Raw genomic sequence first — 25,928 nt, 5'->3', positions numbered from 1 at the left:
CTATTTTATAGACGGATAGCACTTTTCTTTATTGGCAAATAAGAATAAATGTTTTTTCTGGCTATCTTTCACATCTCTTCTACACTCCAGCCACGGCTTATGGTTTTATTTTCAGCAACTGAACCACGCGAGGGTAACAGTTCACATCGATGCGGCGTATAATGCTGCTCCTGTGTTTGCCCTGCTGGGTAGACAAGAGGTTTTGCCTACCGAAAGGAGAGAGAAATGACGGCGATAGCCCCGGTGATAACCGTTGATGGACCAAGTGGTGCAGGTAAAGGTACGCTTTGCAAAGCTTTGGCTGAATCGTTGAACTGGCGCTTGCTGGATTCGGGTGCGATTTACCGGGTTTTGGCGTTAGCAGCCCTGCATCATCAGGTTGATATCAGCACCGAAGAGGCATTGGTTCCACTTGCCGCACATCTCGATGTTCGTTTTGTCTCACAGAATGGGCAGTTAAAAGTGATTTTAGAAGGTGAGGATGTCAGCAATGAAATCCGCACCGAAACTGTAGGGAATACTGCATCTCAGGCGGCGGCTTTCCCGCGAGTCCGTGAGGCATTACTACGCCGCCAGCGAGCATTTCGTGAAGCACCGGGCCTGATTGCCGATGGTCGCGATATGGGGACGGTGGTCTTCCCTGATGCGCCGGTGAAAATATTTCTTGATGCAAGTTCGCAAGAACGCGCGCACCGACGTATGCTACAGTTGCAGGAAAAGGGGTTTAATGTTAACTTTGAACGTCTTTTGGCCGAGATACAGGAGCGAGACTCTCGTGATCGTAACCGGTCTATTGCACCTTTAGTCCCTGCGGCGGATGCGTTGGTACTGGATTCAACCAGTATGTCCATCGAGCAGGTGATCGAACAGGCGCTGGCTTATGCCCAACGAATTTTAGCGTTGCCGTTGAAAAAATAACGACAATGCGGTCAGTTCTGAGCTCTCAACGATTTATTTTTTAATTAAAATTATTTTTGATGAGCACTTTAACCTTGCTGCAAGGATCTGTGGCGAGGCATGTGAAACAACCCCATCCGGCGGGATGCTAGATGGACGTTAAACTTAAGAATCCTGAAGATTATTAACATGACAGAATCTTTTGCTCAACTCTTTGAAGAATCCCTGAAAACAATTGAAACACGTCCGGGCTCTATCGTCCGTGGTGTTGTTGTTTCTATCGATAAAGATATCGTACTGGTTGACGCCGGTCTGAAATCTGAGTCAGCAATTCCAGCAGAACAGTTCAAGAACGCGCAAGGCGAACTGGAAATTCAAGTTGGTGACGAAGTTGACGTTGCTCTGGACGCTGTTGAAGACGGCTTCGGTGAAACTCTGCTGTCCCGTGAAAAAGCTAAGCGTCACGAAGCATGGCTGATGCTGGAAAAAGCTTACGAAGAAGCTGCAACCGTTACTGGTGTGATCAACGGCAAAGTGAAGGGCGGCTTTACAGTCGAACTGAACGGTATCCGTGCGTTCCTGCCTGGTTCACTGGTTGATGTGCGCCCAGTTCGCGATACTCTGCATCTGGAAGGCAAAGAGCTTGAGTTCAAAGTCATCAAGCTTGATCAGAAACGCAACAACGTCGTTGTTTCTCGTCGTGCAGTTATCGAATCTGAGAACAGCGCTGAGCGTGATCAATTGCTGGAAAACCTGCAAGAAGGCATGGAAGTTAAGGGTATCGTTAAGAACCTGACTGACTACGGTGCATTCGTTGATCTGGGTGGCGTTGATGGCTTGCTGCACATTACTGACATGGCTTGGAAACGTGTTAAACACCCAAGCGAAATTGTCAATGTGGGCGACGAAATCACTGTTAAAGTTCTGAAATTCGACCGCGAACGTACTCGTGTATCCCTGGGCTTGAAACAGCTTGGCGAAGATCCATGGGTTGCTATCGCTAAACGTTACCCAGAAAGCACCAAGCTGACTGGTCGTGTAACTAACCTGACTGATTACGGCTGCTTCGTAGAAATCGAAGAAGGCGTTGAAGGTTTGGTACACGTTTCAGAAATGGATTGGACCAACAAAAACATTCACCCGTCTAAAGTTGTTAACGTTGGCGACGTAGTGGAAGTTATGGTTCTGGACATCGATGAAGAACGTCGTCGTATTTCTCTGGGCCTGAAACAGTGCAAATCTAACCCATGGCAGCTGTTTGCAGAAACTCACAACAAAAACGACCGCGTTGAAGGTAAAATCAAGTCTATCACTGACTTCGGTATCTTCATCGGCTTGGACGGCGGCATCGACGGCCTGGTTCACCTGTCTGACATCTCCTGGAACGTTGCAGGCGAAGAAGCAGTTCGTGAATATAAGAAAGGCGACGAAATCGCAGCTGTGGTTCTGCAAGTTGACGCAGAACGTGAGCGCATCTCCCTGGGCGTGAAACAACTGGCAGAAGACCCGTTCAATAACTACCTGTCTGTTAACAAGAAAGGTGCTATTGTTACTGGTAAAGTAACTGCAGTTGACGCTAAAGGTGCTACAGTTGAATTGGCAGGCGGCGTAGAAGGTTATCTGCGTGCTTCCGAAGCAACTCGCGACCGCGTTGAAGATGCGACGCTGGTTCTGAACGTCGGTGATGAAGTTGAAGCCAAATATACTGGCGTTGACCGTAAAAACCGCGTAATCAGCCTGTCTGTTCGTGCTAAAGACGAAGCTGATGAGAAAGATGCTATTGCTACAGTTAACAACAAGCCAGAAGAAGGTAACTTCTCTAGCGCAATGGCAGAAGCGTTCAAAGCTGCAAAAGGCGAGTAATAACGGGGGGCGGTTTTTCCGCCCCTATACGGTAGTTTAGCTGCAAAGCTTGGAGGTAATATGACCAAGTCTGAACTTATTGAAAGACTTGCTGGCCAGCAATCTCATGTACCGGCTAAAGCCGTTGAGGATGCAGTGAAAGAAATGCTTGAACATATGGCTGGAACACTAGCTGAAGGTGAGCGCATTGAGATCCGAGGATTTGGCAGTTTTTCTCTTCACTACCGTGCTCCGCGTGTTGGCCGTAATCCAAAGACTGGCGCTAAAGTTGAATTGGAAGGTAAGTACGTTCCACACTTTAAGCCAGGTAAAGAATTGCGTGATCGCGCTAATATCTACGGTTAAGTTGGTTACAACTTACCGCGTTATTATCTATACCTAAATCATTGGTGTCATAGCTAATACTGCTATGACGCTGATTATAAAAGGTATAAACGCTGATAAGAAACGGTGCCTAATGGCACCGTTTTTCTTTTTTCTTTCTAATGTCACGCGCTAAAATTAGCTGAATATATATTAAAACCTTATAACGAATAGATTAAATATTGTTTATTCACTTATTCACTTATTCACTTATTCACTTATTCACTTATTCACTTATTCAAATACCCTCATCTATCTCTATCTCTATCTCTATCTCTATCTCTATCTCTATCTCTATCTCTATCTCCCTTTTACCTGTAATAAGCTCAGCTTTATTTTCGATACATTCCGCATAGGCGTTGTTAGCTATGTAACAAGATTAAACTATCCGCGAAGCCGCTCTGAACTTCCACTTTTTGTACTGGCTGCATCATCCATCAACAGAGAAAATCAACATATTCACGATGAGGCAAGCGGATGGCAATGAGGCTATCTGGCAGTAATACAAGGGATGGCTTCTTATCACTTTATCAATCGATCATGCTGCGGCCGCTATTGCCATTGGCTTCTTACCTCTTATTTTTCTACCTCAGTTGCCAGGAACTCTCATCATTGTGGGGCTGCTAGTGTTGGGGGGACTGGTATGGTTAAGTGGGCGTATATACTGGCAATGCGTGGCATTAGTCATCATCAGTTTTGCGTGGGGAAGTTGGCACGGAAATAGGGTATTAATGCAAATTGAGGCGTTAACTCAAGGTGAGCAGCAAGTTATCGCCACTATAAAGAATGCCTATCTGACATGGGGAGAAGGGAATAAGGTCCTGCTGGGCATTCAGCAAGTTAATGGGCAAAGAGTATTTCCGCCGATTGCAGTATCAGTAAAGTGGCCGGAGAAGCTTGAGCGCTATTGTGCTGGACAGCAATGGGTGTTGAGGCTACGAATGCGGGCGGTGCATAGCTTACTCAATGAAGGGGGGTTTGATAGCCAACGCTGGGCTATAGCCAACCAGCGTCCATTGCAAGGGCGAGTGATTAAGGCTGAATTGCGTGATGCTCATTGTAATCTCCGCCAGCGGGCCATCAGTGTTATTGAACAGCAGCTACAGCAGTATGACCAGCGGCAGATACTGCTAGCTTTAGCTTTTGGTGAAAGAGAACAGTTGAACACACGTCAGTGGGCACTTTTTCGTAATACCGGAACGGCGCACCTGATGGCGATATCGGGTTTGCACATCGGGCTAGCGGCGCTGTTTGGCGGGATACTGGCTCGTGGGATCCAGTTCTTTCTACCCGTTAGTTGGGTAGGGCCCGTGTTCCCGCTGCTGATTGGCTGGTTTGTGGCAATGGTTTATGTTTGGTTGGCGGGCGCGAATCCACCCGCGATGAGGGCGGCTATAGCATTAACCCTATGGTTACTGCTGAGGTTGTTCGGTATTTTATGCAGCGCCTGGCAAGTGTGGCTCTGGGTGTTGGCGTTAATATTACTTAGTGAACCACTGGCGGTACTATCAGACAGTTTTTGGCTCTCCTGTCTGGCGGTATTCAGTCTGATATGTTGGTTCTATTGGGTGCCAATTACTCAGCGTTTTAGGGGCGGATGGCTTGGGCTGACTATCCGCTGGTTCCATTTACAATTTGGTATGATGCTACTATTGATGCCACTGCAGATAGGCCTATTTCATGGCGTCAGCTTGTTTTCTATCCCTGCAAATTTGTGGGCAGTGCCTATCATATCCCTGCTTACTGTGCCTTGCGTATTGTTGGCCTTGGCCTGCATACCATTGCCTACCGTAGCTGGCCTGTTTTGGTTCTTGGCCGATATATCGCTTTGCGCGGTACTCTGGCCACTCAATCATCTAAAAACCGGTTGGTTGCATACTGGGTTAGCATCCGTTGCCATGGCTTATGCGGGGTGGCTGGTAATACTTATTTGGCGTTTTCAGTGGTGGCGCAGCTATCCAATTGGGGTGGTAGTCCTGTGTGTCAATTTGGTGTTATTCACTCAGCGGCGTGATGATTATCGCTGGCGTGTTGATATGTTGGATATTGGGCACGGTCTGGCAATAGTGATAGAACGCGCAGGGAAAGCAATTATCTTTGATACGGGCAATCGTTGGCACACCAGTAGCATGGCAGCTGCGGTTATTCTCCCTTATTTACGTTGGCGGGGCATTGTGGTTGAGCAAATTATCCTTAGCCATGATCATCTTGATCACACCGGAGGGCTAGCTGAGTTAAAGGCGGCATTCCCGCAGGCGAAAATCCGTGCACCTTTCTCCTTAACTGGCCCGATAGCGGGTTTGCCCTGTCAGCAAGGCGTGAAATGGCAATGGCAAAATTTAAATTTTGAGGTTTTATGGCCAAGAACTCATGTGATTAACGCCCAAAATGATGACTCATGTGTTATTCGCATTGATGATGGCAAACACAGTCTGTTATTGACGGGCGACCTTGAAACACGGGGAGAGCGGCAGTTAGTTAAAAATTATCGTGCTAAGCTAGCCTCAACATTGCTGCAAGTTCCCCACCATGGCAGCAATACCTCTTCAACCGGCCCATTTTTGCGGGCAGTGAAGCCAGAATTGGCTTTTGCTTCCGCTGCACGCTATAACCAATGGCACCTGCCAGCTAAAAAAGTGATTAAACGCTATCAAAAAAATAGCATTATTTGGCGTGATACCTCGGTATCCGGACAGCTAACTGTGTATTTTTACAGCGATAGTTGGCAAATTAGGGGCTATCGGGAACAAATAATGCCACGTTGGTATCACCAGCGGTTTGGCGTTGGAGGCCATAATGAGTAGAATGGGCCGCTATTTCTTCTGGTGCTGGTATTTGCATGATGAATGATAAAGATCTATCCACATGGCAGACGTTCCGTCGCCTCTGGCCAATGATCTCTCCTTATAAGACCGGTCTTGTTGTCGCGGCGATAGCATTAATCCTTAATGCCGCCAGTGACACGTTTATGCTGTCGTTACTGAAACCTTTGCTCGATGATGGTTTTGGTAAAGCGAATAGCTCAATTTTAAAATGGATGCCGTTGGCTGTTATCGGTTTGATGGTGGTTCGTGGAATAACCGGCTTTATTTCTAGCTATTGTATCTCATGGGTCTCTGGTCAAGTCGTGATGTTCATCCGTCGCCGCTTATTTAGCCATATGATGGGGATGCCGGTATCCTTCTTTGACCAGCAATCGACTGGCACGTTGTTGTCCCGTATTACCTATGATTCTGAGCAGGTAGCGGCATCGTCTTCTGGCGCATTGGTTACAGTGGTGCGTGAAGGGGCCTCTATTATCGGTTTGTTTATCATGATGTTTTATTACAGCTGGCAGTTGTCGCTGATTTTAATCGTCATTGCACCGATTGTTTCTGTTTCTATCCGGTTAGTCTCTAAGCGTTTTCGTAATATCAGTAAAAATATGCAAAGCACCATGGGAGAAGTGACCACCAGTGCAGAGCAAATGCTGAAAGGGCACAAAGAAGTGTTGATCTTTGGTGGCCAGAAAGTTGAAACCGAGCGTTTTGATACCGTCAGTAATCGCATGCGTCAGCAGGGGATGAAGCTGGTTTCTGCTTCTTCCATTTCTGATCCCATCATTCAGTTGATTGCTTCATTTGCGTTGGCGTTTGTGCTGTATGCGGCAAGTTTCCCTAGTGTGATGGAAACTCTGACAGCGGGTACCATCACTGTGGTGTTCTCGGCAATGATTGCTCTGATGCGCCCGTTGAAGTCCCTTACCAATGTGAATGCACAGTTCCAGCGCGGGATGGCAGCTTGTCAGACGCTATTTGCTATTCTGGATATGGAACAGGAAAAAGACGAGGGGAAACTGGAAGTTGAGCGGGCTAAAGGCGAAATAGAATTCCGCCATGTCACTTTCTACTACCCAGGCAAAGACACCCCAGCACTGAATGATATCAATATGCACATTGAAGCGGGTAAGACCGTGGCATTGGTAGGGCGTTCAGGCTCAGGTAAGTCAACTATCGCCAATTTACTGACCCGGTTCTATGATGTCAGCGAAGGCAGTATCTTGATGGACGGGCACGATTTGCGTGATTATCGGCTTGGTGCCTTGCGAAACCAAGTCGCCTTGGTGTCGCAAAATGTTCATCTGTTCAATGATACGGTTGCCAATAATATCGCTTATGCCCGTGACGAGCACTATAGCCGCGCTGAAATCGAAGAAGCCGCCCGAATGGCATATGCCATGGATTTTATCAATAAAATGGAATTTGGCCTTGATACTGTTATTGGCGAGAACGGTGTGATGCTCTCAGGTGGGCAACGTCAGCGTATCGCTATCGCTCGTGCGTTATTGCGAGATTGCCCGATATTGATTCTGGATGAAGCTACCTCAGCGCTGGATACTGAATCTGAACGGGCGATTCAGTCCGCATTGGATGAGTTGCAGAAAAACCGTACTTCATTGGTTATTGCCCATCGCTTATCTACGATTGAAAAAGCCGATGAAATTTTGGTCATTGAAGAGGGGCGCATTGTCGAGCGTGGTGTACATGCAGAGTTGTTGGCGCAACATGGTGCCTATGCCCAACTTAATCGTATGCAGTTTGGCCAATGATTGAGCGTATCTGGTCTGGGCGGTCTCGGCTGTATCTGCTACTGCTGCCACTATCTTGGTTATACGGTGCGGTCACAGCACTTATCCGGGCCAGTTACTCTCTTGGCTGGCGTTCTGCTTGGCGCTCACCGGTCCCGGTGGTTATTGTCGGCAACCTTACTGCTGGCGGAAATGGTAAGACACCGGTCGTAATCTGGTTAGTGGAACAGCTAAAACTACGGGGTTACCGTGTTGGGGTGGTGTCTCGTGGCTACGGGGGCAAATCTACGGTGTATCCGCTACTGCTATCCAATGAGACATCCACGGTGCAGGCAGGTGATGAGCCGGTTCTGATATATCAACGTACTCAGGCACCGGTCGCTGTCTCACCAAAGCGCTCAGATGCCATCAAAGCGTTACTAAAAGCTCACACTTTGGACTTCATCATCACCGACGATGGATTGCAACATTATGCGCTACAGCGTGATTTTGAGCTGGTGGTGATCGATGGTGTGCGTCGTTTCGGTAATGGTTGGTGGTTACCGGCAGGCCCGATGCGTGAACGGGCGGGGCGTTTGCACTCAGTGGATGCGGTAATTACCAATGGTGGTATTGCCGCCAGCGGAGAAATACCGATGCAGTTGGTGGCGCGGCAGGCCGTCAATCTGGTTAGCGGTGAGCGGTTACCCGCACAGCAACTCCAGCATGTCGTTGCAATGGCGGGTATTGGTCATCCTCCTCGGTTCTTTACTACCCTGAATTTACTGGGTATTGAGCCTAAGAGTAAACATGCTTTTGCTGACCATCAGGATTATTCATTAGCACAACTTAGTCCGCTAACGAGTGGCCCGCAAATATTATTGATGACTGAAAAAGATGCAGTCAAGTGCCGGGCTTTTGCTCAGCCTAATTGGTGGTACCTGCCGGTAGATGCACAGTTACCGCCGGATCAGGCTGAACAATTGCTGTTGAACATTCAGGCATTATCACGCCACACCAAGTAGCCCACTTTATAGACTCAGCAGTGTTAGCTTGAGGGATGCCGCGCATGCCACAATTGAGCGCTGCTGGGTTTCTTCATATAGCTGTAGTTCATCAATTACCGTGGCTCCCAGCGCCCGCTGGAAATCCTGCTTGCTGGAGTGCCCCGCAAACTGGCTGTGACCACTGTCCCCTAAATTTGATTGAAAAATACCTGCTGCGCTGACGGGGAGAAAATCCTCATAAACTAACGGCTCATATTGGATAAATTCCCCGTCAATCAATTGGTCTAATGTCAGGTTTTGCATTGATTCAGTAAGGGTACTTAGCCCTCTCTCGGTAGGGAAATAGCGAAAGAAAGCGAGCTGTTCAGCGCGCATTGTCGGGTAGTCATCTGGGAACTGGCTAAATTTCTCCTTGAGAATCGCCATGTATTGCAGGGCATTTTTTTCATTTACGGGAACCTGTAGTTGATCTTGTGCCGCCTGTAGCAGGCAGTCATAGAGATTACGCCCCTTCGCTGTCAGCGCTGTCCCCCGTTGTTCTATTTCACCAAAACGGGCGGTGTGATGCCCTCGAGTGAGTCGACCATCTGTTGCGACAAACGAAACCTGTTCCTCAAGGGCTTTAAAACTGGTTTGCCGTAATAATATTGGACAGCGGCGCGGAGGTGGCCCCTCGATCACCGCTTTGGGGGTAATCTGATGTTCTGGCATCGCAATTTGTACGGCATCGATATGCAACGTTCGTGGCGTTAGGTGGTTAATATGGGGTCCTTTGAAAGCCACCACATCGGCAATTAAACGATGCTGATCGTGCAGTTGTTGGTAAACATCAGCACTTACTGTCGCTTGATTATGCCAGCGAAATGTCTCTAATGACTGAGCAATAAAGTCATCGGCTTCATTGCTGGTCAGCCCGCCGGAAATTTCATGCTGAGTAATTAATTCGATAGCCCGTGGAGTAAATATCACTCTTTTTGCCAGAATATCGGCAGCTTGTTGCCGCAGCTCTGGTTGTTCAATTAATTCAAGGCGCAATAATGAGGTGAAAATTCTAAATGGGCAAGTTTGCAGCGAAGCTTCATGGACAGCGCGGAATGCCGTCGAGTGAACCGGAACCCCAGCCGGGGCCAGGTCATAATAACCAACAGGCAGCATACCCATCACCGCAAACAGGCGGCGCAGGGTCGCAAGTTCAGCGGCGGTTCCCACTCGGATAGCACCGTGTCGTTCCATGTTCAGGCGCTCAATCTCTCCGGTCCGGCGTAAATGGCGGGTAAGTTCCGGTTGCTGACCCATAGTTTGGTTGTTGATATCAGCAACCAGTTGTAACAAGGCTCCGTATAGCGGCACTTCATCCTGATACATATCCGACATGGCACTGGAGAATCTGGCGCGAATCTCATCGGGGTGGACAAACGGTGGGTGAGTCATAATCGGATAGCTCCTTCATGCTTATTCAGTTTTTAGTCTAGATTGATATCGATAATTAATGGGGTAAGCAGTGGAGAATATTGGTTTTTTATGCGTGGCATCCCATTGATGCTACTTACTGAACTACCTTCCCAGATAAAATAGTTGCGCGGCATGGTATTTTATGAGTTAATAGCCGCTGGCCTGTGCTACAGACCTATTTATGTGTAAGAGTGTTCGAGACTAAAGTAAAGCAGTTCCTCCCAGACGTTATCTTGTTGATGCCGATCCAAAGACGAACCTTCCAGTATCTCTGATAGTAACTCCCATAAGTAATGTTCTGATGCAGGCCCGCTATTACTCATAGCGCGAGTGCCTTATGGCCGATTTAATGTTATTTGAAAGAAGAAGTTGAAGGTGAAGTTTATGTCTAAGAAGACAGGTCAGGTTAAGTGGTTCAACGAAAGCAAAGGTTTTGGTTTTATTGAACAGCATGATGGCGGTAAAGATGTGTTTGTTCACTTCTCCGCGATCGCAACTGATGGTTTCAAAACCTTGGCTGAAGGCCAGCGTGTTGAGTATACCATCCAAGACAGCCCGCGCGGGCCGGCTGCTGCAAACGTTGTTGCTCTGTAATTTAAGAGAAATAATGTTTAGATTATCTTAGAAAGTGATGATGCCGATGTGCTAATCATCGATCTGGATAGCAAAATTCTAAAGCCCGCACTTATGCGGGTTTTTTCATAAAATCAAGCTCATAGAGGTTTAATCAGAAAACTTTAGGATGGGCAACTGCATCTAAACAATAAATAAAAATGAGTTGTTAGGATGCCCAGTAAAAGGAAATTTATTATGACGTTAAAAATGGGTCGCGTGAAATGGTTCAACCAATCAGAAGGTTACGGTTTCATCTCGCCACACGATGGTAGTTTGGATGTGTATGTCAGCAAGACGGCTATCGCCAACACCAAAAATAAATCACTCAGTGAAGGGCAGGACGTTGAATTCTCTACTTATCGTAGTATTCACGGGCCGTCAGCAGCAGATGTGATCGCTTTCTAAGTAAACGACGACGATCAACTCGTTTTCTAAGCAAACGGCTACCTTTTGGTAGCCGTTTGTATTTATACCCTTGGGTATTTTTGGCCTCTATTCGACAGGTTGCTTTGTCGCCGGGCAGCTTTTGCAGGTGCTTCTATTTGTCTTTATGCGGCTTAGTTGCTGAAGTTAGCAAACAGCGCAATAATTTTATGGAATACTTTCATCTCTTACTCGACATGCCCATTTATGTGATGTGAATCACAAAATTCTACTCCTCGCTATTCAACATATCAATAACAAAACCAGCATTTATCCCACGAGATAGCTATCTATATTTACTTATGTAGTTGCTAATTAACATAACTCCTTGTTATTAATCGCTGATAGCGCAGGCAGCATCGGTACAGTTAACCTGCCTCAGCAGATATGGTATCCTCGAGCACTTTCCTGCTGGCTAAACTCCATTCTGGAGGATGTATGGACCACCGTTTACTCGAGATCGTTGCCTGTCCGGTTTGCAACGGCAAGTTGTATTTCAATAAAGAAAACCTTGAATTGGTATGTAAAGCTGACAATCTGGCTTACCCGGTGCGCGATGGTATTCCGGTATTGTTGGAGAATGAAGCCCGCCCACTGTCAATTGATGAGAAGCACGCATGAGTTTCATCGCTATAATTCCCGCTCGATATGCTTCAACCCGGTTACCCGGCAAGCCATTGGCTGATATTGCGGGCAAACCGATGGTAGTTCATGTGATGGAACGAGCAAAGGCGTCGGGCGCGTCACGGGTGATTGTGGCAACAGATCATCCTGAGGTGGTGAGAGCCGTTGAGGATGCCGGTGGTGAGGTCTGTATGACCCGTGCCGATCATCAATCTGGCACCGAGCGCTTAGCCGAAGTTATTGAACTATATGGTTTTTCAGATGATGATATTATCGTAAATGTCCAAGGGGATGAACCTCTGATACCCCCGGTAATTATCCGTCAGGTGGCTGATAATCTGGCCGCTTGTCGTGCTGGCATGGCAACATTAGCGGTGCCGATTGAAAGTAGCGAAGAAGCATTTAACCCTAATGCGGTTAAAGTGGTGATGGATGAGCAAGGCTACGCGCTCTATTTCTCCCGCGCGGCGATCCCATGGGAAAGAGAGCGTTTTGCTCAGTCAAAAGAGACTATCGGTGATTGTTTCTTACGCCATATTGGTATCTATGCTTATCGTGCAGGTTTTATCCGCCGTTATGTTAATTGGGCGCCGAGCAAACTCGAACAAATCGAGCTATTAGAGCAACTTCGAGTACTGTGGTATGGCGAAAAGATCCACGTCGCGGTAGCAAAAGCGATACCCACGGTTGGGGTTGATACTCAGGCTGATCTGGATCGGGTGCGCGCTATCATGCTTCATCAGTAACCATTACGGGCACCGAACTGTTTGCGCCAGGTCCAATTGGGCCTGGCGTTTTTACTTTGTATCCGATAGTTTGATTTTTATTATCAATAATAGTTGATCTGCATTCTGGAAATTTCCCGCCCGTCATCCCATTATGAACCATCAATTTCGCCAGATAATTGGACTGAGCATAATGGAACAACTGAAAGCTGAATTAAGTGTGGTGCTCGGGGAATCTATCACCCGCCTCGAACGTATCAGCGAGCAGCCCTATGCCCACCTGTACGCGATGTATAACCAGCAGGGGCAGGCAATCCCATTACTGGCGAAGAGCTATGTTTGTCAGGGGATTGCACAGCAAGAGGCGTATAAACTTTCCATGCTGGCTCGGGAAGGTGATATCCGGTTACCCACAGTGTACGGACTGGTGATGACCCACCAATCCCCGTATAAAGAAATTCTGTTGATGGAGCGTTTACGTGGTGTTTCGGTGGAGGCACCGACTCGGACGGGGGAGCGCTGGGATGCTTTAATGGATCAGATAGTTGAAGGTGTGCTGGCATGGCACCGCATTGATAGCCACGGTTGTGTGGGTAATGTTGATAGCACCCAGGAAAATGATTGGTTCAGTTGGTATCAGCAACGAGTTGAAGTGTTGTGGGCGACCTTGTCTAATATGAATTCACCGGTTATGACATTGGAAGACCGTGCAATACTTTACCGTGCGAAGGCGTCATTAACGGCACTTTTTGCCGGTTTTGATGACAGCTCAGTGCTGGTGCACGGCAACCTGACTCTCCGCAGCATGTTAAAAGATGCGCGCAGCGATCAGTTGCTAGCGATGCTTAATCCTGGTCCGATGTTGTGGGCTCCACGAGAGTATGACTTGTTCCGCCTCAGCGAAGAGGGCATGCCTAGTCAGCTATTCTATCGTTATCTCAATAAAGCACCGGTCTCTGAATCCTTTGTTGCCCGCCGATGGCTCTATACCCTTTGGGAACTGGTGGCCCGCTTCATCCATACCGGGAATCTGGATCGTGCTGTATTTGATAATGCCGCCAGGCAACTTCTCCCTTGGCTAGATTAATATCCTTCATCTTTCAAGTTGCTGGTGTGTTGGCTGCGCTCAATAACCCGAATCACTTACTGGTCTTGATCTTAAAAAATAAGTAAGCTCATCGGGATTTTTTCCCTTGCCGCCTTCCTGCATTTCGAAATCTATTGGATATTGACGGGTGACAATGAGTTATTAATAGCAAAATTATTCATCCTTGCTATCCCCGCTTAATTTTTGCCACAACAGCCCCAATGTTTCATACCAGGCACGCTCGGTGTGGCCTAAATAAGCCGCTGCTGGAATAGCACGCTCCCAGCTATGCAGTGGCGTGGTGATGGCTAACTGATTTGCAGGCGCGGGGATTGGATGTAACCCAATGGCGGTAAAGAATTTAATCGCTCGGGGCAGATGATTTGCCGAGGTGACCAGCAAAAATGGTTTATTACCCACCAGAGTGGCCACCGCCGCGGCTTCTTCAACGGTATCTTTCGGTTGCTCTAACGCAATAATATTCGCCACCGGAACACCTAAGCTTTCTGCCACCTGAGCTGCTGTTGTTGCACTGCTTTGGTTGTTCGGACCCGCACTGCCAGTAAAAACCATTTTTGCGTTAGGATGTGCACGATACAGCCTGACACCCTCAGTGACTCTTGGCAGGCTATTTGCGAATAAATTGGCGCTTGGTGCCCAATTCGGATTAAACGTGTAGCCGCCGCCGAGCACAACAATGTAATCTACTGGGTCGTTTCCCTGATAAGTCGGGTATGACTTTTCCAGTGGCAATAGCAGGCGGTCAGCGACAGGTTGCAGGCTAATAAGCAATAATACCAGCCAACTCAACGCAAAAAGTGTTTTGCCACTTTTCTGCCAGCGGGTAAACCACAATAAAATTAGTGCCAGCCCCATGATGATGAGTAACAAGGGCAGGGGCATTAATAAGCCGCCAACAAACTTTTTTAAGGTGAAAAGCATAAAAATAGGGCCCTTTTGGCTGAAAAACCGGCATTTGGCGCTGATTACAGGCCAAGAGGATTTATTCTAAGTCAGGCTGTGCCAAAATAGCAGGTTGGTAGGCATTCTTTTTACTGTGGCTATTGATTTACCATTATCTATCAAAGCCGTTAAATCAATAGTTATAGCGGAGCAGTTGTTCATGCAGGATCGCAATTTCGATGACATTGCTGAGAAGTTTTCCCGCAATATCTATGGTACGACGAAGGGAATGATTCGCCAGGCGGTGGTTTGGCAAGATATCAGCGGGCTGTTAGCGCAGTTGCCACCACGCCCGTTGCGGATTTTAGATGCAGGTGGTGGCGAAGGGCATATGGCTTGCCAACTGGCGGCATTAGGCCATCAGGTCCTATTATGTGACCTGTCAGCGGAGATGATCCAGCGCGCGAAGGCCGCTGCCTTGGAAAAAGGTGTGAGCCACAACATGCAATTTGTACAAAGTGCGGCTCAGGACATCACCCATCATTTAGAACAGCCGGTTGATCTGATATTGTTCCATGCGGTTTTAGAATGGATTGCAGAGCCTCAACACGTTCTGCAAATACTCTTTAATGCGTTGACTCCCGGCGGCGCGCTCTCATTGATGTTTTTCAATGCCAATGGATTGGTGATGCGTAATGCGGTATTGGGTAACTTTCAGTTGGCGTTACCGGGTGTAAAAAGGCGTAGGCAGCGTTCGCTATCGCCGCAATACCCTTTAGATCCACCAACGGTATATGGTTGGCTTGAGCAAATGGGTTTATCCATTAGCGGTAAGACGGGAGTACGGGTGTTTCACGATTACATGAAAAATAAACAGCAACAAGTTGATGAGTTTGCTGAATTATTGGCGTTGGAACAGCGCTATTGCCGGCAGGAGCCCTTTATCAGCCTGGGGCGCTACGTGCATGTCATGGCGTTTAAGCCAAATCTGAAGGACCCATTATGAGTGACTTTTCCCAGACAGTACCCGAACTGGTCGCCTGGGCGCGGAAAAATGACTTTTCGATTACTCTGCCCACCGATCGTTTGGCCTTTCTTTTAGCTATTGCCACGTTAAACGGTGAGCGGCTGGATGGCGAAATGAGTGAAGGGGAGTTAGTTGATGCATTTCGCCACGTCTGCAAAGGTTTTGAGCAGACCCATGAAACCGTGGCCGTGCGCGCGAATAATGCTATCAATGACATGGTGCGCCAGCGGTTACTCAACCGCTTTACCAGTGAAATTGCCGATGGTAATGCGATTTACCGCCTGACGCCGTTAGGCATTGGTATCACTGACTACTATATCCGGCAGCGCGAATTCTCCACCCTGCGCCTGTCAATGCAGTTATCGATTGTCGCACAAGAGCTACAACGGGCGGCAGAAGCAGCCGAAGAGGGGGGGGATGAATTCCACTGGCATCGTAATGTTTTTGCCCCGCTAAAATATTCAGTTGCTGAAATTTTCGACAGCATTGATATGACGCAACGCTTGATGGACGAGCAGCAACATAGTGTGAAGGAAGATATCGCCGCGTTGCTGAATCAGGATTGGCGGGCGGCTATTGCCAGTTGTGAAATGCTGTTGTCAGAAACATCCGGCACACTGCGTGAATTACAAGATACGCTGGAAGCGGCAGGTGATAAACTTCAGGCTAACCTGTTACGTATTCAAGAAGCCACTATCGGCAATGCGGGTCTGGATCTGGTGGATAAGTTGGTCTTTGATTTACAAAGTAAACTTGACCGCATTATCAGTTGGGGTCAGCAGGCGATTGACCTGTGGATCGGCTATGACCGCCACGTGCATAAGTTTATCCGTACTGCGATTGATATGGATAAAAACCGTGTCTTCGCCCAACGCTTGCGCCAGTCAGTTCAGAATTATTTTGATAGCCCATGGACTCTCACCTATGCCAACGCTGATCGCTTGCTGGATATGCGCGATGAAGAACTGGCGTTGCGCAGTGAGGAAGTTACCGGGGAGCTGCCACCGGATCTGGAATTTGAAGAATTTAATGAGATCCGTGAGCAATTAGCCGCCCTGATTGAGCAGGCGTTGTTGGTATACCAGCAACAAAAGATGCCACTTAATCTGGGGGAAGTGATGCGCGACTACCTCGCGCAATATCCGCGTGCTCGTCATTTCGACGTGGCTCGTATCCTGGTCGACCAGGCAGTTCGCCTTGGTGTGGCCGAAGCCGATTTCTCAGGGTTACCAGCAGAATGGTTGGCAATCAATGATTACGGAGCCAAGGTGCAGGCACATGTCATCAACAAATATTGAAGTAGTAATGCCCGTTAAACTGGCTCAGGCATTGGCCAACTCACTGTTTCCAGCACTTGACAGCCAGTTACGTGCCGGTCGTCATATCGGGATTGATGAACTGGATAATCATGCTTTCCTGATGGATTTTCAGGAGCAACTGGAAGAGTTTTATACCCGTTATAACGTGGAGTTAATCCGTGCACCGGAAGGTTTCTTCTATCTGCGTCCCCGTTCTACCACGCTGATTCCACGCTCGGTGCTATCTGAGCTGGATATGATGGTTGGCAAGATCCTTTGTTATCTGTATCTCAGCCCTGAACGTTTGGCCCATGAAGGCATTTTCGCGCAGCACGAATTATACGAAGAGCTGCTAAGTCTGGCTGATGAGAGCAAATTGCTGAAGTTTGTTAACCAGCGCTCAACCGGGTCGGATTTGGATAAACAGAAGTTGCAGGAAAAAGTACGAACGTCACTTAACCGGCTGCGTCGGTTGGGGATGATCTACTTTATGGGCAATGACAGCAGCAAGTTTCGTATCACTGAAGCGGTATTTCGCTTTGGTGCTGATGTGCGTAGCGGCGATGACCCACGGGAAGCCCAGTTACGCATGATCCGTGATGGCGAGGCCATGGCGGTGGAAAACAGTCTGTCACTCCATGATGAAAGCGATGAAACTGACATCACCATGGGTAATGCAGCGGACAGTGCAGAGGATGAACAGGAATGATTGAACGCGGTAAATTTCGCTCGCTGACCTTGGTTAACTGGAATGGTTTTTTTGCCCGGACATTCGATCTTGATGAGCTGGTAACCACTTTATCTGGCGGCAATGGTGCGGGTAAATCCACCACTATGGCCGCTTTCGTTACAGCACTGATTCCTGACCTGACACTGCTGCACTTTCGTAACACCACCGAAGCCGGTGCCACCAGTGGTTCTCGTGATAAAGGTCTGCACGGCAAATTGCGGGCCGGGGTCTGTTATTCAACGCTGGATGTCGTCAACTCCCGCCACCAACGTGTGGTTGTCGGGGTGCGGTTGCAACAAGTGGCAGGGCGTGACCGCAAGGTTGATATTAAGCCTTTCACCATTCAGGGGCTGCCGACGGCTATCCAACCTACCCAGATTCTTACAGAGGTGGTGGGTGAGCGTCAGGCGCGCGTCCTGTCATTACAAGAGCTGAAAGAGCGCGTCGAAGCGATGGAAGGGGTGCAGTTCAAGCAATTTAACTCCATCACTGACTACCACTCGCTGATGTTTGATTTGGGTGTGATTCCAAAGCGTTTACGCTCTTCTGCCGATCGCAGCAAATTTTACCGTTTGATAGAAGCATCGTTGTACGGTGGTATTTCCAGCGCGATTACCCGCTCACTGCGTGATTACTTATTGCCAGAAAACAGCGGCGTGCGGAAAGCCTTCCAGGATATGGAAGCGGCATTGCGTGAAAACCGTATGACCCTTGAGGCTATTCGTGTCACTCAATCTGATCGTGATCTGTTTAAGCATCTGATTTCAGAGGCAACGTCCTACGTTGCTGCTGACTATATGCGTCATGCCAATGAGCGGCGGATCCATCTTGATGGCGCATTGGTATTGCGCCGTGACTTGCTGACCAGCCGCAAGCAATTGGTGACTGAGCAGTATCGTCATGTGGAAATGTCGCGAGAGTTAGCCGAGCAAAGCAGTGCGGAATCGGATCTGGAAACAGATTATCAGGCGGCCAGTGACCACCTGAGTCTGGTGCAGACCGCCATGCGCCAGCAGGAAAAGATCGAGCGCTACCAGAGTGATTTGGAAGAGTTGACTTACCGGCTGGAAGAGCAAAATGAAGTTGTCGCCGAGGCCAGCGAGCAGCAGGCCGATAACGAAGCCCGTGCTGAAGCTGCTGAGTTGGAGGTGGACGAACTGAAAAGTCAGTTGGCCGATTACCAGCAAGCGCTGGACGTTCAACAGACCCGTGCTATCCAATATCAGCAAGCCTTACAGGCTTTGGAACGCGCGCGCGCACTGTGTCAGTTGCCAGAATTAACTGCCGATAATGCCGAAGAGTGGCTAGAAACCTTCCATGCCAAAGAGCAGGAAGCGACTGAATCTTTATTACAACTTGAGCAAAAACTGAGTGTTGCTGATGCTGCGCACAGCCAATTTGAGCAAGCTTATCAGTTAGTGGTGGCTATCGCCGGCGAAGTCAGTCGCAGTGAAGCCTGGCAAACTGCGCGGGAATTGTTGCGTGACTGGCCGTCTCAACAACATTTGGCTGAACGTGTGCAACCATTGCGGATGCGTTTGTCAGAGCTGGAACAGCGTTTACGTGCTCAGCAAGACGCAGAGCGCTTGCTGCAAGAGTTCTGTAAACGTCAGGGGCAAGTATACCAGCCGGAGGAGTTGGAAGAGTTGCAGCGTGAGCTGGAGTCACAGGTTGAAGAGCTCTCTCTCAACGTCAGTGATGCTGGTGAGCGGCGCATGGAAATGCGTCAGGAACTCGAGCAAATTAAGCTCAAAATTCAAGAGCTGACGGCGCGTGCGCCAGTCTGGTTGGCGGCACAAGATGCGCTGAGTCAACTCAGCGAACAGAGCGGTGAGGCGCTGGAGGATAGCCGTCAGGTTACCGAACACATGCAGCAACTGCTGGAGCGTGAACGCGAAACCACGGTGGAGCGCGATGAAGTTGCCGCAAGCAAACGTGCTGTTGATACGCAGATTGAGCGGTTAAGTCAGCCAAGTGGTGCTGAAGATGCGCGGATGATTGCTTTGGCCGAACGCTTCGGTGGTGTGTTGCTCTCCGAGATTTATGACGATGTCACCATCGATGATGCGCCATACTTCTCCGCGCTGTATGGCCCATCGCGCCACGGTATCGTGGTACCGGACTTGTCACTAGTGCGGGATCAACTACAGGGTTTAGAAGACTGCCCGGAAGACCTCTATCTTATCGAGGGTGACCCACAATCATTTGATGACAGTGTATTTGCCGTTGAAGAGCATGAAAAAGCAGTAGTGGTTAAAATTGCGGATCGCCAGTGGCGTTACTCCCGTTATCCAGAACTGCCGCTGTTTGGCCGCGCTGCCCGTGAGAACCGGCTGGAAGCACTGTATCAAGAGCGTGACAGCCTGGCTGAACGTTATGCCACGCTGTCATTTGATGTGCAAAAAACGCAACGCTTGCATCAAGCATTCAGCCGTTTTATCGGTTCTCATCTGGCCGTGGCATTTGATGCAGATCCTGAAGCTGAAATTCGTTTACTCAATACCCGTCGTGGTGAAATAGAGCGAGCTCTGAGTGCACACGAAGAAAGCAACCAGCAGCAGCGCCAGCAATTTGAACAGGCTAAAGAGGGGATTTCAGCCCTTAACCGCTTGATCCCACTGATTTCATTGCTACTTGATGATACGTTGACTGACCGTGTCGAAGAGATAACTGAAGAATCGGCGCAAGCGCAAGAGGCGGCTCGCCATATTCAGAAGCATGGCGCTTCCCTGACTAAACTTGAACCGCTGTTAGCGGTATTACAAAGTGACCCGCAACAACACGAACAGTTGCAGGAAAACTATGTATTGGCGCAAAACAGCCAGCGTCAGGCTAAACAGCAAGCTTTTGCACTGACTGAAGTTGTTCAGCGTCGTGCGCACTTTAGCTATACCGATTCTGCGGGCATGTTGACGGAGAACTCTGATCTCAACGACAAACTGCGCCAGCGTTTGGAGCTGGCGGAAGCAGAACGCACTCGCGCTCGTGAGCAGTTACGTCAGTATCAAGCGCAATTTACCCAGTATAATCAGGTGCTAGCGTCGTTAAAAAGTTCTTATGACGCCAAGCGTGACATGCTGAAAGAGTTAAGTCAGGAACTGGTGGATATCGGTGTTCAGGCTGATGCTAATGCAGAAGCCCGTGCTCGTACCCGCCGTGACGAGTTGCATGCGGCATTAAGTACTAACCGTTCACGCCGTAATCAGTTGGAAAAACAGCTAACCTTCTGTGAAGCTGAGATGGATAGCCTCCAGAAGAAACTGCGCAAGCTGGAACGAGATTATCATCAGATCCGTGAACAAGTCGTCAATGCCAAAGCAGGTTGGTGTGCGGTGATGCGGATGGTGAAAGATAATGGCGTTGAGCGTCGTTTGCATCGCCGCGAACTGGCCTATATGGACGGTGACGAGCTGCGTTCTATGTCGGATAAAGCCTTGGGTGCTCTGCGTCTGGCGGTGGCTGATAATGAACATCTGCGCGATGTGCTGCGTTTGTCTGAAGATCCGAAACGGCCTGAGCGTAAGATTCAGTTCTATATCGCGGTCTACCAACATCTGCGTGAACGTATTCGTCAGGATATTATTCGCACTGATGATCCGGTTGAAGCCATTGAACAGATGGAGATTGAACTGGGCCGTTTGACCGAAGAATTAACCGCTCGCGAACAGAAGCTGGCAATCAGTTCCAAAAGTGTATCGAATATTATCCGTAAAACTATTCAGCGCGAACAGAACCGCATCCGTATGCTGAATCAGGGTTTGCAAGCGGTGTCATTTGGTCAGGTCAAGAGCGTGCGGCTGAATGTGAATGTACGTGAAGCTCACGCGACCTTGCTCGATGTGCTATCCGAGCAGCAAGAGCAGCATCAGGATCTGTTTAATAGCAATCGTCTGACCTTCTCCGAAGCATTGGCAAAACTGTACCAGCGGTTGAACCCACAAATGGATATGGGGCAGCGCTTGCCGCAGACCATCGGTGAAGAACTGCTTGATTACCGTAACTATCTGGAACTGGAAGTCGAAGTTTATCGCGGTTCAGATGGCTGGCTGCGGGCAGAAAGCGGCGCATTGTCAACCGGTGAGGCTATTGGTACCGGTATGTCAATACTGGTCATGGTGGTACAGAGTTGGGAAGAAGAGTCACGTCGTCTGCGCGGCAAAGATATTTCCCCTTGCCGTTTGCTGTTCCTCGATGAAGCGGCGCGTTTGGATGCCAAATCTATCGCGACATTATTTGAACTGTGCGAGCGGCTGGAAATGCAATTAATAATTGCAGCACCAGAAAATATCAGCCCGGAAAAAGGGACAACCTATAAGTTGGTACGAAAAGTCTTCCAAAATCATGAGCATGTACATGTGGTTGGCTTACGAGGTTTTGCCAATGAAATACCAACATTGCCGCCGATACCTGCCGAGATACAACCCGGCGGTTAATTATTGTTCAGAAAGAAGGCGGCAATAATTAATCCGATTAAATGGTCGCTAACTAGCGGCCATTTTTATTTCTTCCACACCTTAGGGTTATATTTTATAACCACTGGAAATCTGTTAGCGTAACGTAAATGGTTAAATTTATATCGTTGACCACGCAAGGGGCAGTTCTGTTTGTATAATAATGATGAAAACCCGAAACTATTGAAGTGGTAGCCAACGAACAAATCTCGTTGAACTGATCGACGCTCAGGGATTCGGGTGCCAGAGCAGCAACAATGCTGCGGCTTCAGGGAAGAAGGGTAACGACAGACTATGACGTACTTAGATAAGCATACCGGGGGCATAGAATGTCGATAGGGAAACGAAATCCGCAACGCGCATTAGCATTATACTGCGCTTTAATTTATAGCCTGATGCCGATATTTACAGCATCAGCCACGGCACCTGTCATGCCGTTAGACTCATCCTCAGCGCTGCCTATGAGTGGTACGACAATGTCGGTCGCACAAAGCCGCTCACAGTTATTATCAGTGCTGCCTAAAACGGTGACACCTTTCTATGCTTCTGAGTTGGCATTGCTTTATGCCGCCAACCGTATGCAACCGATGTGGCAGGATAGAACTGCGGTGCAGCATTTTCAGCAGCAATTAGCTGAAGTGGCACTCTCCGGTCTCCAGCCGCAATTTATGCAGTGGGTAAAATGGCTGAGTGACCCTGACATTACCGGTCAAGCTCGCGATGTTATTTTGTCAGATGCCATGCTGGGATACTTGCACTTTATCTCAGGTGTTGGCGCTAACGGTAGTGTCTGGTTATACAGCAATGTGCCATACAAAATGGCGATGCCGCCGGTTACTATTTTAAATCGTTGGCAGCAAGCGGTGCATGAAGGGACCACCGCACCCTATCTGGCATCGCTGGCCCCCCAACATCCTCAATACGACAAAATGCATCAGGCATTGAAACTGATGCTGGCAGACCGTCAGCCATGGCCACAGATGTCTAATGGCCCCAGCCTGCGCCCAGGTCAGTTAAGTGACGATATTCCAGCGCTACGGGAAATCCTAGACAGAACGGGCATGCTACACCCCATTGCATCTGAACCGGCCAAAGCCCCAGAGGTTATCCCGGTGGATAATCCAGCAGTAGCCGTGGTCAATGATGATCTCTCGGTTGATGAAGAAAAGAGCCGTGCTCAGGCTCACAGTTTAGTGGTTAGCCCTTCAGCGGCACCCGTGGCCGACGTTCCTGTTACCGGTGGGGTTGTAGCGTCGCCATCAGCGCCGCTCACCACAACTATAACCGACAATGTTTATACGCCTGAGTTGGTGGAAGCCGTTAAACGTTTTCAACAGTGGCATGGGCTAAGTGATGATGGTGTTATTGGTGTCCGAACTCGTGAATGGTTGAATGTCTCACCACAAACGCGGGCAACATTATTGGCATTGAATATTCAGCGGTTGCGTATTTTACCGGGACACGTCGATAACGGCATTATGGTTAATATCCCAAACTATTCGCTTAATTATTATAAGAATGGTGCTGAGGTTCTCTCATCGCGGGTGATTGTTGGCCGTCCAAGCCGCAAGACACCGTTGATGAGCAGTGCGTTAAATAATGTGGTGGTCAATCCGCCGTGGAATGTACCAACGTCTCTGGTGCGCCAGGATATCGTACCCAAAGCACGCTATGACGCCGGCTATTTCCAGCGTCATGGTTATACCGTTCTGTCTGGTTGGAGTAATGAGGCTGAAGTTGTTGATCCATCGATGATCGATTGGAGCATGATTTCGCCTAATAACTTCCCGTACCGTCTGCGTCAGGCACCAGGTGCCAGCAATTCATTAGGGCGCTTCAAATTCAATATGCCAAGCTCTGATGCTATCTACTTACATGACACGCCGAACCATGGTCTGTTCCAGAAAGATATCCGTGCATTAAGTTCCGGCTGTGTCCGCGTCAATAAAGCTTCGGATCTGGCAAATATGTTATTGCAAGATGCTGGCTGGAATGATGCGCGGGTTTCCTCAACGTTAAAACAAGGCGATACCACCTACGTGAATATTCGCCAACGTGTCCCGGTGCAATTGTATTATCTGACAGCATGGGTAGCGGATGACGGTAGGCCACAATTTAGAACAGATATTTACAATTATGATAAGACGGTGAGATCCGGTGCACAAATCTCACCTCAGGCTGAACTTTTAATGCAATAAATGCAGTAAAACTCAATAACTAATGGTCTTAATATCGGGTTGTCGTAGGGGGCCCCAAATTGGGGTTCTCTATAACCGAACTTAAACGCACAGCGAGTGCGGGCCGAATGCGGGTTGACTGGTTTTCCGTAGGCGGTTATGGTTCGGGACGGCACATTTGGTTAGTGCTTTCTTTTGACATTCTTGCCGGGTATTAACAGAGATCATGGATAAAATTGATAATTATCGCCGTAAATGGCTAACGTTAGGCGGGGCAGCGCTGGGTATATCGCTGCTTCCAGGGCAGGCATTTGCCACCCTTTCTACTCCTCGCCCACGGATCTTGACCCTGAATAACCTCAATACAGGCGAGTCCATAAAAGCCGAATTTTTTGATGGTCGGGGCTATAACAAAGATGAACTTTCCCGCTTAAACCATCTCTTTCGCGATTATCGGGCCAATAAGGTAAAAACTATCGACCCACGCCTGTTTGATCAACTATACCGCCTACAAGGGCTTCTTGGCACAACTAAACCAGTGCAGCTTATTTCCGGTTACCGCTCACTTGATACCAATAATGAACTGCGCGAACGCAGCCGTGGTGTGGCCAAACACAGTTTCCACACGCAAGGGCGGGCAATGGATTTTCATATTGAAGGTATTCAATTGAGTAATATCCGCAAAGCAGCATTAAAAATGCGTGCAGGTGGTGTAGGATATTACCCTCGCAGTAACTTTGTACATATTGATACTGGGCCGACAAGAACCTGGTAGCAGACATTTTTATGCCAATGCATTGAATCATACCTAACAGATTTCAAATTGTAGGGCGGTGGCAAGCAAGTGCCAAATCGGTCAGAGTGGGTTTGAATAGCACTTATGCCAGCCACAGGGCGAGCCTCAAAGTCCTGGCTCGCTAATCTCGATAAACTGATGCTATCAGTGATTCGGGTAAACGACCGCAGCCCATACAGATGTATGGTTGAAAGATGATAGGTATATTGCCAGTTGCATTTGGGGTGGAGTTTTATGAAATATCAAATTATTCCGGTGACGGCCTTTAGCCAGAACTGCACTTTAATCTGGTGTGAAGCCACAAAGCAGGCCGCATTGGTAGACCCTGGTGGTGATGCAGCCAAGATCATTGCTGAAGTTGCACGTCAGGGGGTAAAGGTCAGCCAGATTTTGTTGACTCACGGCCATCTGGATCATGTGGGTGCTGCTGCTGAGTTAGCCGCTCATTTTGATATCCCGATTTATGGCCCTGAAAAAGAAGATACGTTCTGGTTGGAAGGGCTACCGGCGCAGAGCAGAATGTTTGGTTTGAGCGAATGTGAAGCTTTTACCCCAACCCGTTGGTTGACCGAGGGTGACAAAATCACTGTTGGTGAAGTGGAGTTATCGGTATTGCATTGCCCTGGGCATACGCCAGGTCACATTGTCTTCATTGACCAACAGGGGCGTCTGGCACTGGTCGGTGATGTTATCTTTAACGGTGGTGTTGGGCGTAGTGATTTCCCACGCGGTGATCACCAACAACTGATTAACTCCATTCGGACTAAATTGTTGCCTTTAGGTGATGACATAACGTTTATTCCCGGTCATGGTCCAATGTCTACGTTAGGCCATGAACGGCAGACTAACCCGTTTATACGTGAAGAACCGGCTATTTGGTGATGTCGACATCATAAACAGCTAGAATTTCAAAGAAGGCACCGTCTGGTGCCTTTTTACGTTAT

Annotated in this window: 20 protein-coding genes; 18 read left to right on the top strand and 2 right to left on the bottom strand. The window is 48.5% G+C overall.

Features of this window, described 5'->3' with window-relative positions; translation table 11 throughout:
* The first annotated feature begins 225 nt into the window (after positions 1-225).
* From cmk to lpxK, 6 genes are all read left to right on the top strand, one after another.
* On the top strand, positions 226-918 hold the full coding sequence (gene cmk / locus ACWJJO_RS14060; protein ID WP_050084945.1) for a (d)CMP kinase: 693 nt from the start codon (positions 226-228) through the stop codon (positions 916-918).
* A 168-nt stretch (positions 919-1,086) separates the two neighbouring features.
* Complete coding sequence (gene rpsA, locus ACWJJO_RS14055; protein ID WP_004391091.1) at positions 1,087-2,760, top strand: 30S ribosomal protein S1; 1,674 nt, start codon at positions 1,087-1,089, stop codon at positions 2,758-2,760.
* Positions 2,761-2,820: 60 nt separating this feature from the next.
* Positions 2,821-3,105 (top strand): integration host factor subunit beta, encoded by a 285-nt coding sequence (gene ihfB / locus ACWJJO_RS14050; protein ID WP_005184672.1) that lies wholly within the window; start codon positions 2,821-2,823, stop codon positions 3,103-3,105.
* A gap of 539 nt (positions 3,106-3,644) precedes the next feature.
* Positions 3,645-5,927, top strand: a complete 2,283-nt coding sequence (locus ACWJJO_RS14045) for a ComEC family protein (protein ID WP_481091593.1) — start codon at positions 3,645-3,647, stop codon at positions 5,925-5,927.
* A gap of 35 nt (positions 5,928-5,962) precedes the next feature.
* The gene (msbA, locus tag ACWJJO_RS14040; protein ID WP_083158440.1) at positions 5,963-7,711 is read left to right on the top strand and encodes a lipid A ABC transporter ATP-binding protein/permease MsbA; all 1,749 of its coding nucleotides are present in this window, start codon (positions 5,963-5,965) and stop codon (positions 7,709-7,711) included.
* On the top strand, positions 7,708-8,694 hold the full coding sequence (gene lpxK, locus ACWJJO_RS14035) for a tetraacyldisaccharide 4'-kinase (RefSeq protein ID WP_372569318.1): 987 nt from the start codon (positions 7,708-7,710) through the stop codon (positions 8,692-8,694). The genes msbA and lpxK overlap by 4 nt, the downstream gene beginning before the upstream one ends.
* Before the next feature lie 6 nt (positions 8,695-8,700).
* Here lpxK and hglS read toward each other — a convergent pair whose 3' ends face one another.
* Positions 8,701-10,107, bottom strand: a complete 1,407-nt coding sequence (gene hglS / locus ACWJJO_RS14030) for a 2-oxoadipate dioxygenase/decarboxylase HglS (protein ID WP_083158442.1) — start codon at positions 10,105-10,107, stop codon at positions 8,701-8,703.
* A gap of 405 nt (positions 10,108-10,512) precedes the next feature.
* Here hglS and cspE point away from each other — a divergent pair, with 405 nt between their 5' ends.
* The 5 genes from cspE to ACWJJO_RS14005 all read left to right on the top strand — a co-directional run bounded on the left by cspE (position 10,513) and on the right by ACWJJO_RS14005 (position 13,602).
* Positions 10,513-10,722 (top strand): transcription antiterminator/RNA stability regulator CspE, encoded by a 210-nt coding sequence (gene cspE, locus ACWJJO_RS14025; RefSeq protein WP_032906172.1) that lies wholly within the window; start codon positions 10,513-10,515, stop codon positions 10,720-10,722.
* A 216-nt stretch (positions 10,723-10,938) separates the two neighbouring features.
* A complete protein-coding gene (locus tag ACWJJO_RS14020; protein WP_005159937.1) occupies positions 10,939-11,148 on the top strand; it encodes a cold-shock protein in 210 nt (69 codons plus the stop codon).
* 456 nt (positions 11,149-11,604) lie between these two features.
* Positions 11,605-11,787 carry a Trm112 family protein gene (locus tag ACWJJO_RS14015; protein ID WP_004700032.1) on the top strand — a complete coding sequence of 61 codons (183 nt, stop codon included), beginning with the start codon at positions 11,605-11,607 and terminating at the stop codon, positions 11,785-11,787.
* Positions 11,784-12,536: a 3-deoxy-manno-octulosonate cytidylyltransferase gene (gene kdsB, locus ACWJJO_RS14010; RefSeq protein WP_481091161.1), complete on the top strand. Its 753-nt coding sequence runs from the start codon at positions 11,784-11,786 to the stop codon at positions 12,534-12,536. The genes ACWJJO_RS14015 and kdsB overlap by 4 nt, the downstream gene beginning before the upstream one ends.
* 172 nt (positions 12,537-12,708) lie before the next feature.
* Positions 12,709-13,602 (top strand): YcbJ family phosphotransferase, encoded by an 894-nt coding sequence (locus ACWJJO_RS14005; RefSeq protein WP_083158444.1) that lies wholly within the window; start codon positions 12,709-12,711, stop codon positions 13,600-13,602.
* Between the two features lie 174 nt (positions 13,603-13,776).
* Here ACWJJO_RS14005 and elyC read toward each other — a convergent pair whose 3' ends face one another.
* A complete protein-coding gene (gene elyC, locus ACWJJO_RS14000) occupies positions 13,777-14,544 on the bottom strand; it encodes an envelope biogenesis factor ElyC (protein WP_083158445.1) in 768 nt (255 codons plus the stop codon).
* A gap of 181 nt (positions 14,545-14,725) precedes the next feature.
* On the opposite strand from elyC, the gene cmoM reads away from it, so the two are divergent.
* From cmoM to ACWJJO_RS13965, 7 genes are all read left to right on the top strand, one after another.
* A complete protein-coding gene (gene cmoM / locus ACWJJO_RS13995) occupies positions 14,726-15,511 on the top strand; it encodes a tRNA uridine 5-oxyacetic acid(34) methyltransferase CmoM (RefSeq protein WP_083158446.1) in 786 nt (261 codons plus the stop codon).
* Entirely contained in the window at positions 15,508-16,830 is a 1,323-nt protein-coding gene (gene mukF / locus ACWJJO_RS13990) for a chromosome partition protein MukF (protein ID WP_102970391.1), read from the top strand. Before cmoM ends, mukF begins: the two co-directional genes overlap by 4 nt.
* Entirely contained in the window at positions 16,811-17,539 is a 729-nt protein-coding gene (mukE, locus tag ACWJJO_RS13985; protein WP_042568220.1) for a chromosome partition protein MukE, read from the top strand. The genes mukF and mukE overlap by 20 nt, the downstream gene beginning before the upstream one ends.
* On the top strand, positions 17,536-21,993 hold the full coding sequence (gene mukB, locus ACWJJO_RS13980) for a chromosome partition protein MukB (RefSeq protein WP_481091160.1): 4,458 nt from the start codon (positions 17,536-17,538) through the stop codon (positions 21,991-21,993). The genes mukE and mukB overlap by 4 nt, the downstream gene beginning before the upstream one ends.
* A 347-nt stretch (positions 21,994-22,340) precedes the next feature.
* Entirely contained in the window at positions 22,341-24,209 is a 1,869-nt protein-coding gene (gene ldtD / locus ACWJJO_RS13975) for a L,D-transpeptidase (protein WP_372569313.1), read from the top strand.
* A 205-nt stretch (positions 24,210-24,414) separates the two neighbouring features.
* Positions 24,415-24,963: a peptidoglycan L,D-endopeptidase MepK gene (mepK, locus tag ACWJJO_RS13970; RefSeq protein ID WP_083158449.1), complete on the top strand. Its 549-nt coding sequence runs from the start codon at positions 24,415-24,417 to the stop codon at positions 24,961-24,963.
* 255 nt (positions 24,964-25,218) lie between these two features.
* Complete coding sequence (locus ACWJJO_RS13965) at positions 25,219-25,866, top strand: MBL fold metallo-hydrolase (protein ID WP_083158450.1); 648 nt, start codon at positions 25,219-25,221, stop codon at positions 25,864-25,866.
* Positions 25,867-25,928 lie beyond the last annotated feature (62 nt).

This window comes from Yersinia antarctica, assembly GCF_056636475.1.
Note: the sequence above shows the minus strand (reverse complement) of the source record. Positions and strands in the feature narration are given on the sequence as shown.

Excerpts from the sequence above, each read along its gene's own strand:
- ACWJJO_RS14005 (WP_083158444.1), top strand. The coding sequence starts at position 12,709 with ATGGAACAACTGAAAGCTGAATTAAGTGTGGTGCTCGGGGAATCTATC.
- ACWJJO_RS14020 (WP_005159937.1), top strand. The coding sequence starts at position 10,939 with ATGACGTTAAAAATGGGTCGCGTGAAATGGTTCAACCAATCAGAAGGT.
- hglS (WP_083158442.1), bottom strand. The coding sequence starts at position 10,107 with ATGACTCACCCACCGTTTGTCCACCCCGATGAGATTCGCGCCAGATTC.
- ldtD (WP_372569313.1), top strand. The coding sequence starts at position 22,341 with ATGTCGATAGGGAAACGAAATCCGCAACGCGCATTAGCATTATACTGC.
- msbA (WP_083158440.1), top strand. The coding sequence starts at position 5,963 with ATGATGAATGATAAAGATCTATCCACATGGCAGACGTTCCGTCGCCTC.
- cmk (WP_050084945.1), top strand. The coding sequence starts at position 226 with ATGACGGCGATAGCCCCGGTGATAACCGTTGATGGACCAAGTGGTGCA.
- lpxK (WP_372569318.1), top strand. The coding sequence starts at position 7,708 with ATGATTGAGCGTATCTGGTCTGGGCGGTCTCGGCTGTATCTGCTACTG.
- ACWJJO_RS13965 (WP_083158450.1), top strand. The coding sequence starts at position 25,219 with ATGAAATATCAAATTATTCCGGTGACGGCCTTTAGCCAGAACTGCACT.
- mepK (WP_083158449.1), top strand. The coding sequence starts at position 24,415 with ATGGATAAAATTGATAATTATCGCCGTAAATGGCTAACGTTAGGCGGG.
- kdsB (WP_481091161.1), top strand. The coding sequence starts at position 11,784 with ATGAGTTTCATCGCTATAATTCCCGCTCGATATGCTTCAACCCGGTTA.
- elyC (WP_083158445.1), bottom strand. The coding sequence starts at position 14,544 with ATGCTTTTCACCTTAAAAAAGTTTGTTGGCGGCTTATTAATGCCCCTG.
- mukE (WP_042568220.1), top strand. The coding sequence starts at position 16,811 with ATGTCATCAACAAATATTGAAGTAGTAATGCCCGTTAAACTGGCTCAG.
- ihfB (WP_005184672.1), top strand. The coding sequence starts at position 2,821 with ATGACCAAGTCTGAACTTATTGAAAGACTTGCTGGCCAGCAATCTCAT.
- cspE (WP_032906172.1), top strand. The coding sequence starts at position 10,513 with ATGTCTAAGAAGACAGGTCAGGTTAAGTGGTTCAACGAAAGCAAAGGT.
- rpsA (WP_004391091.1), top strand. The coding sequence starts at position 1,087 with ATGACAGAATCTTTTGCTCAACTCTTTGAAGAATCCCTGAAAACAATT.
- mukF (WP_102970391.1), top strand. The coding sequence starts at position 15,508 with ATGAGTGACTTTTCCCAGACAGTACCCGAACTGGTCGCCTGGGCGCGG.
- mukB (WP_481091160.1), top strand. The coding sequence starts at position 17,536 with ATGATTGAACGCGGTAAATTTCGCTCGCTGACCTTGGTTAACTGGAAT.
- cmoM (WP_083158446.1), top strand. The coding sequence starts at position 14,726 with ATGCAGGATCGCAATTTCGATGACATTGCTGAGAAGTTTTCCCGCAAT.
- ACWJJO_RS14015 (WP_004700032.1), top strand. The coding sequence starts at position 11,605 with ATGGACCACCGTTTACTCGAGATCGTTGCCTGTCCGGTTTGCAACGGC.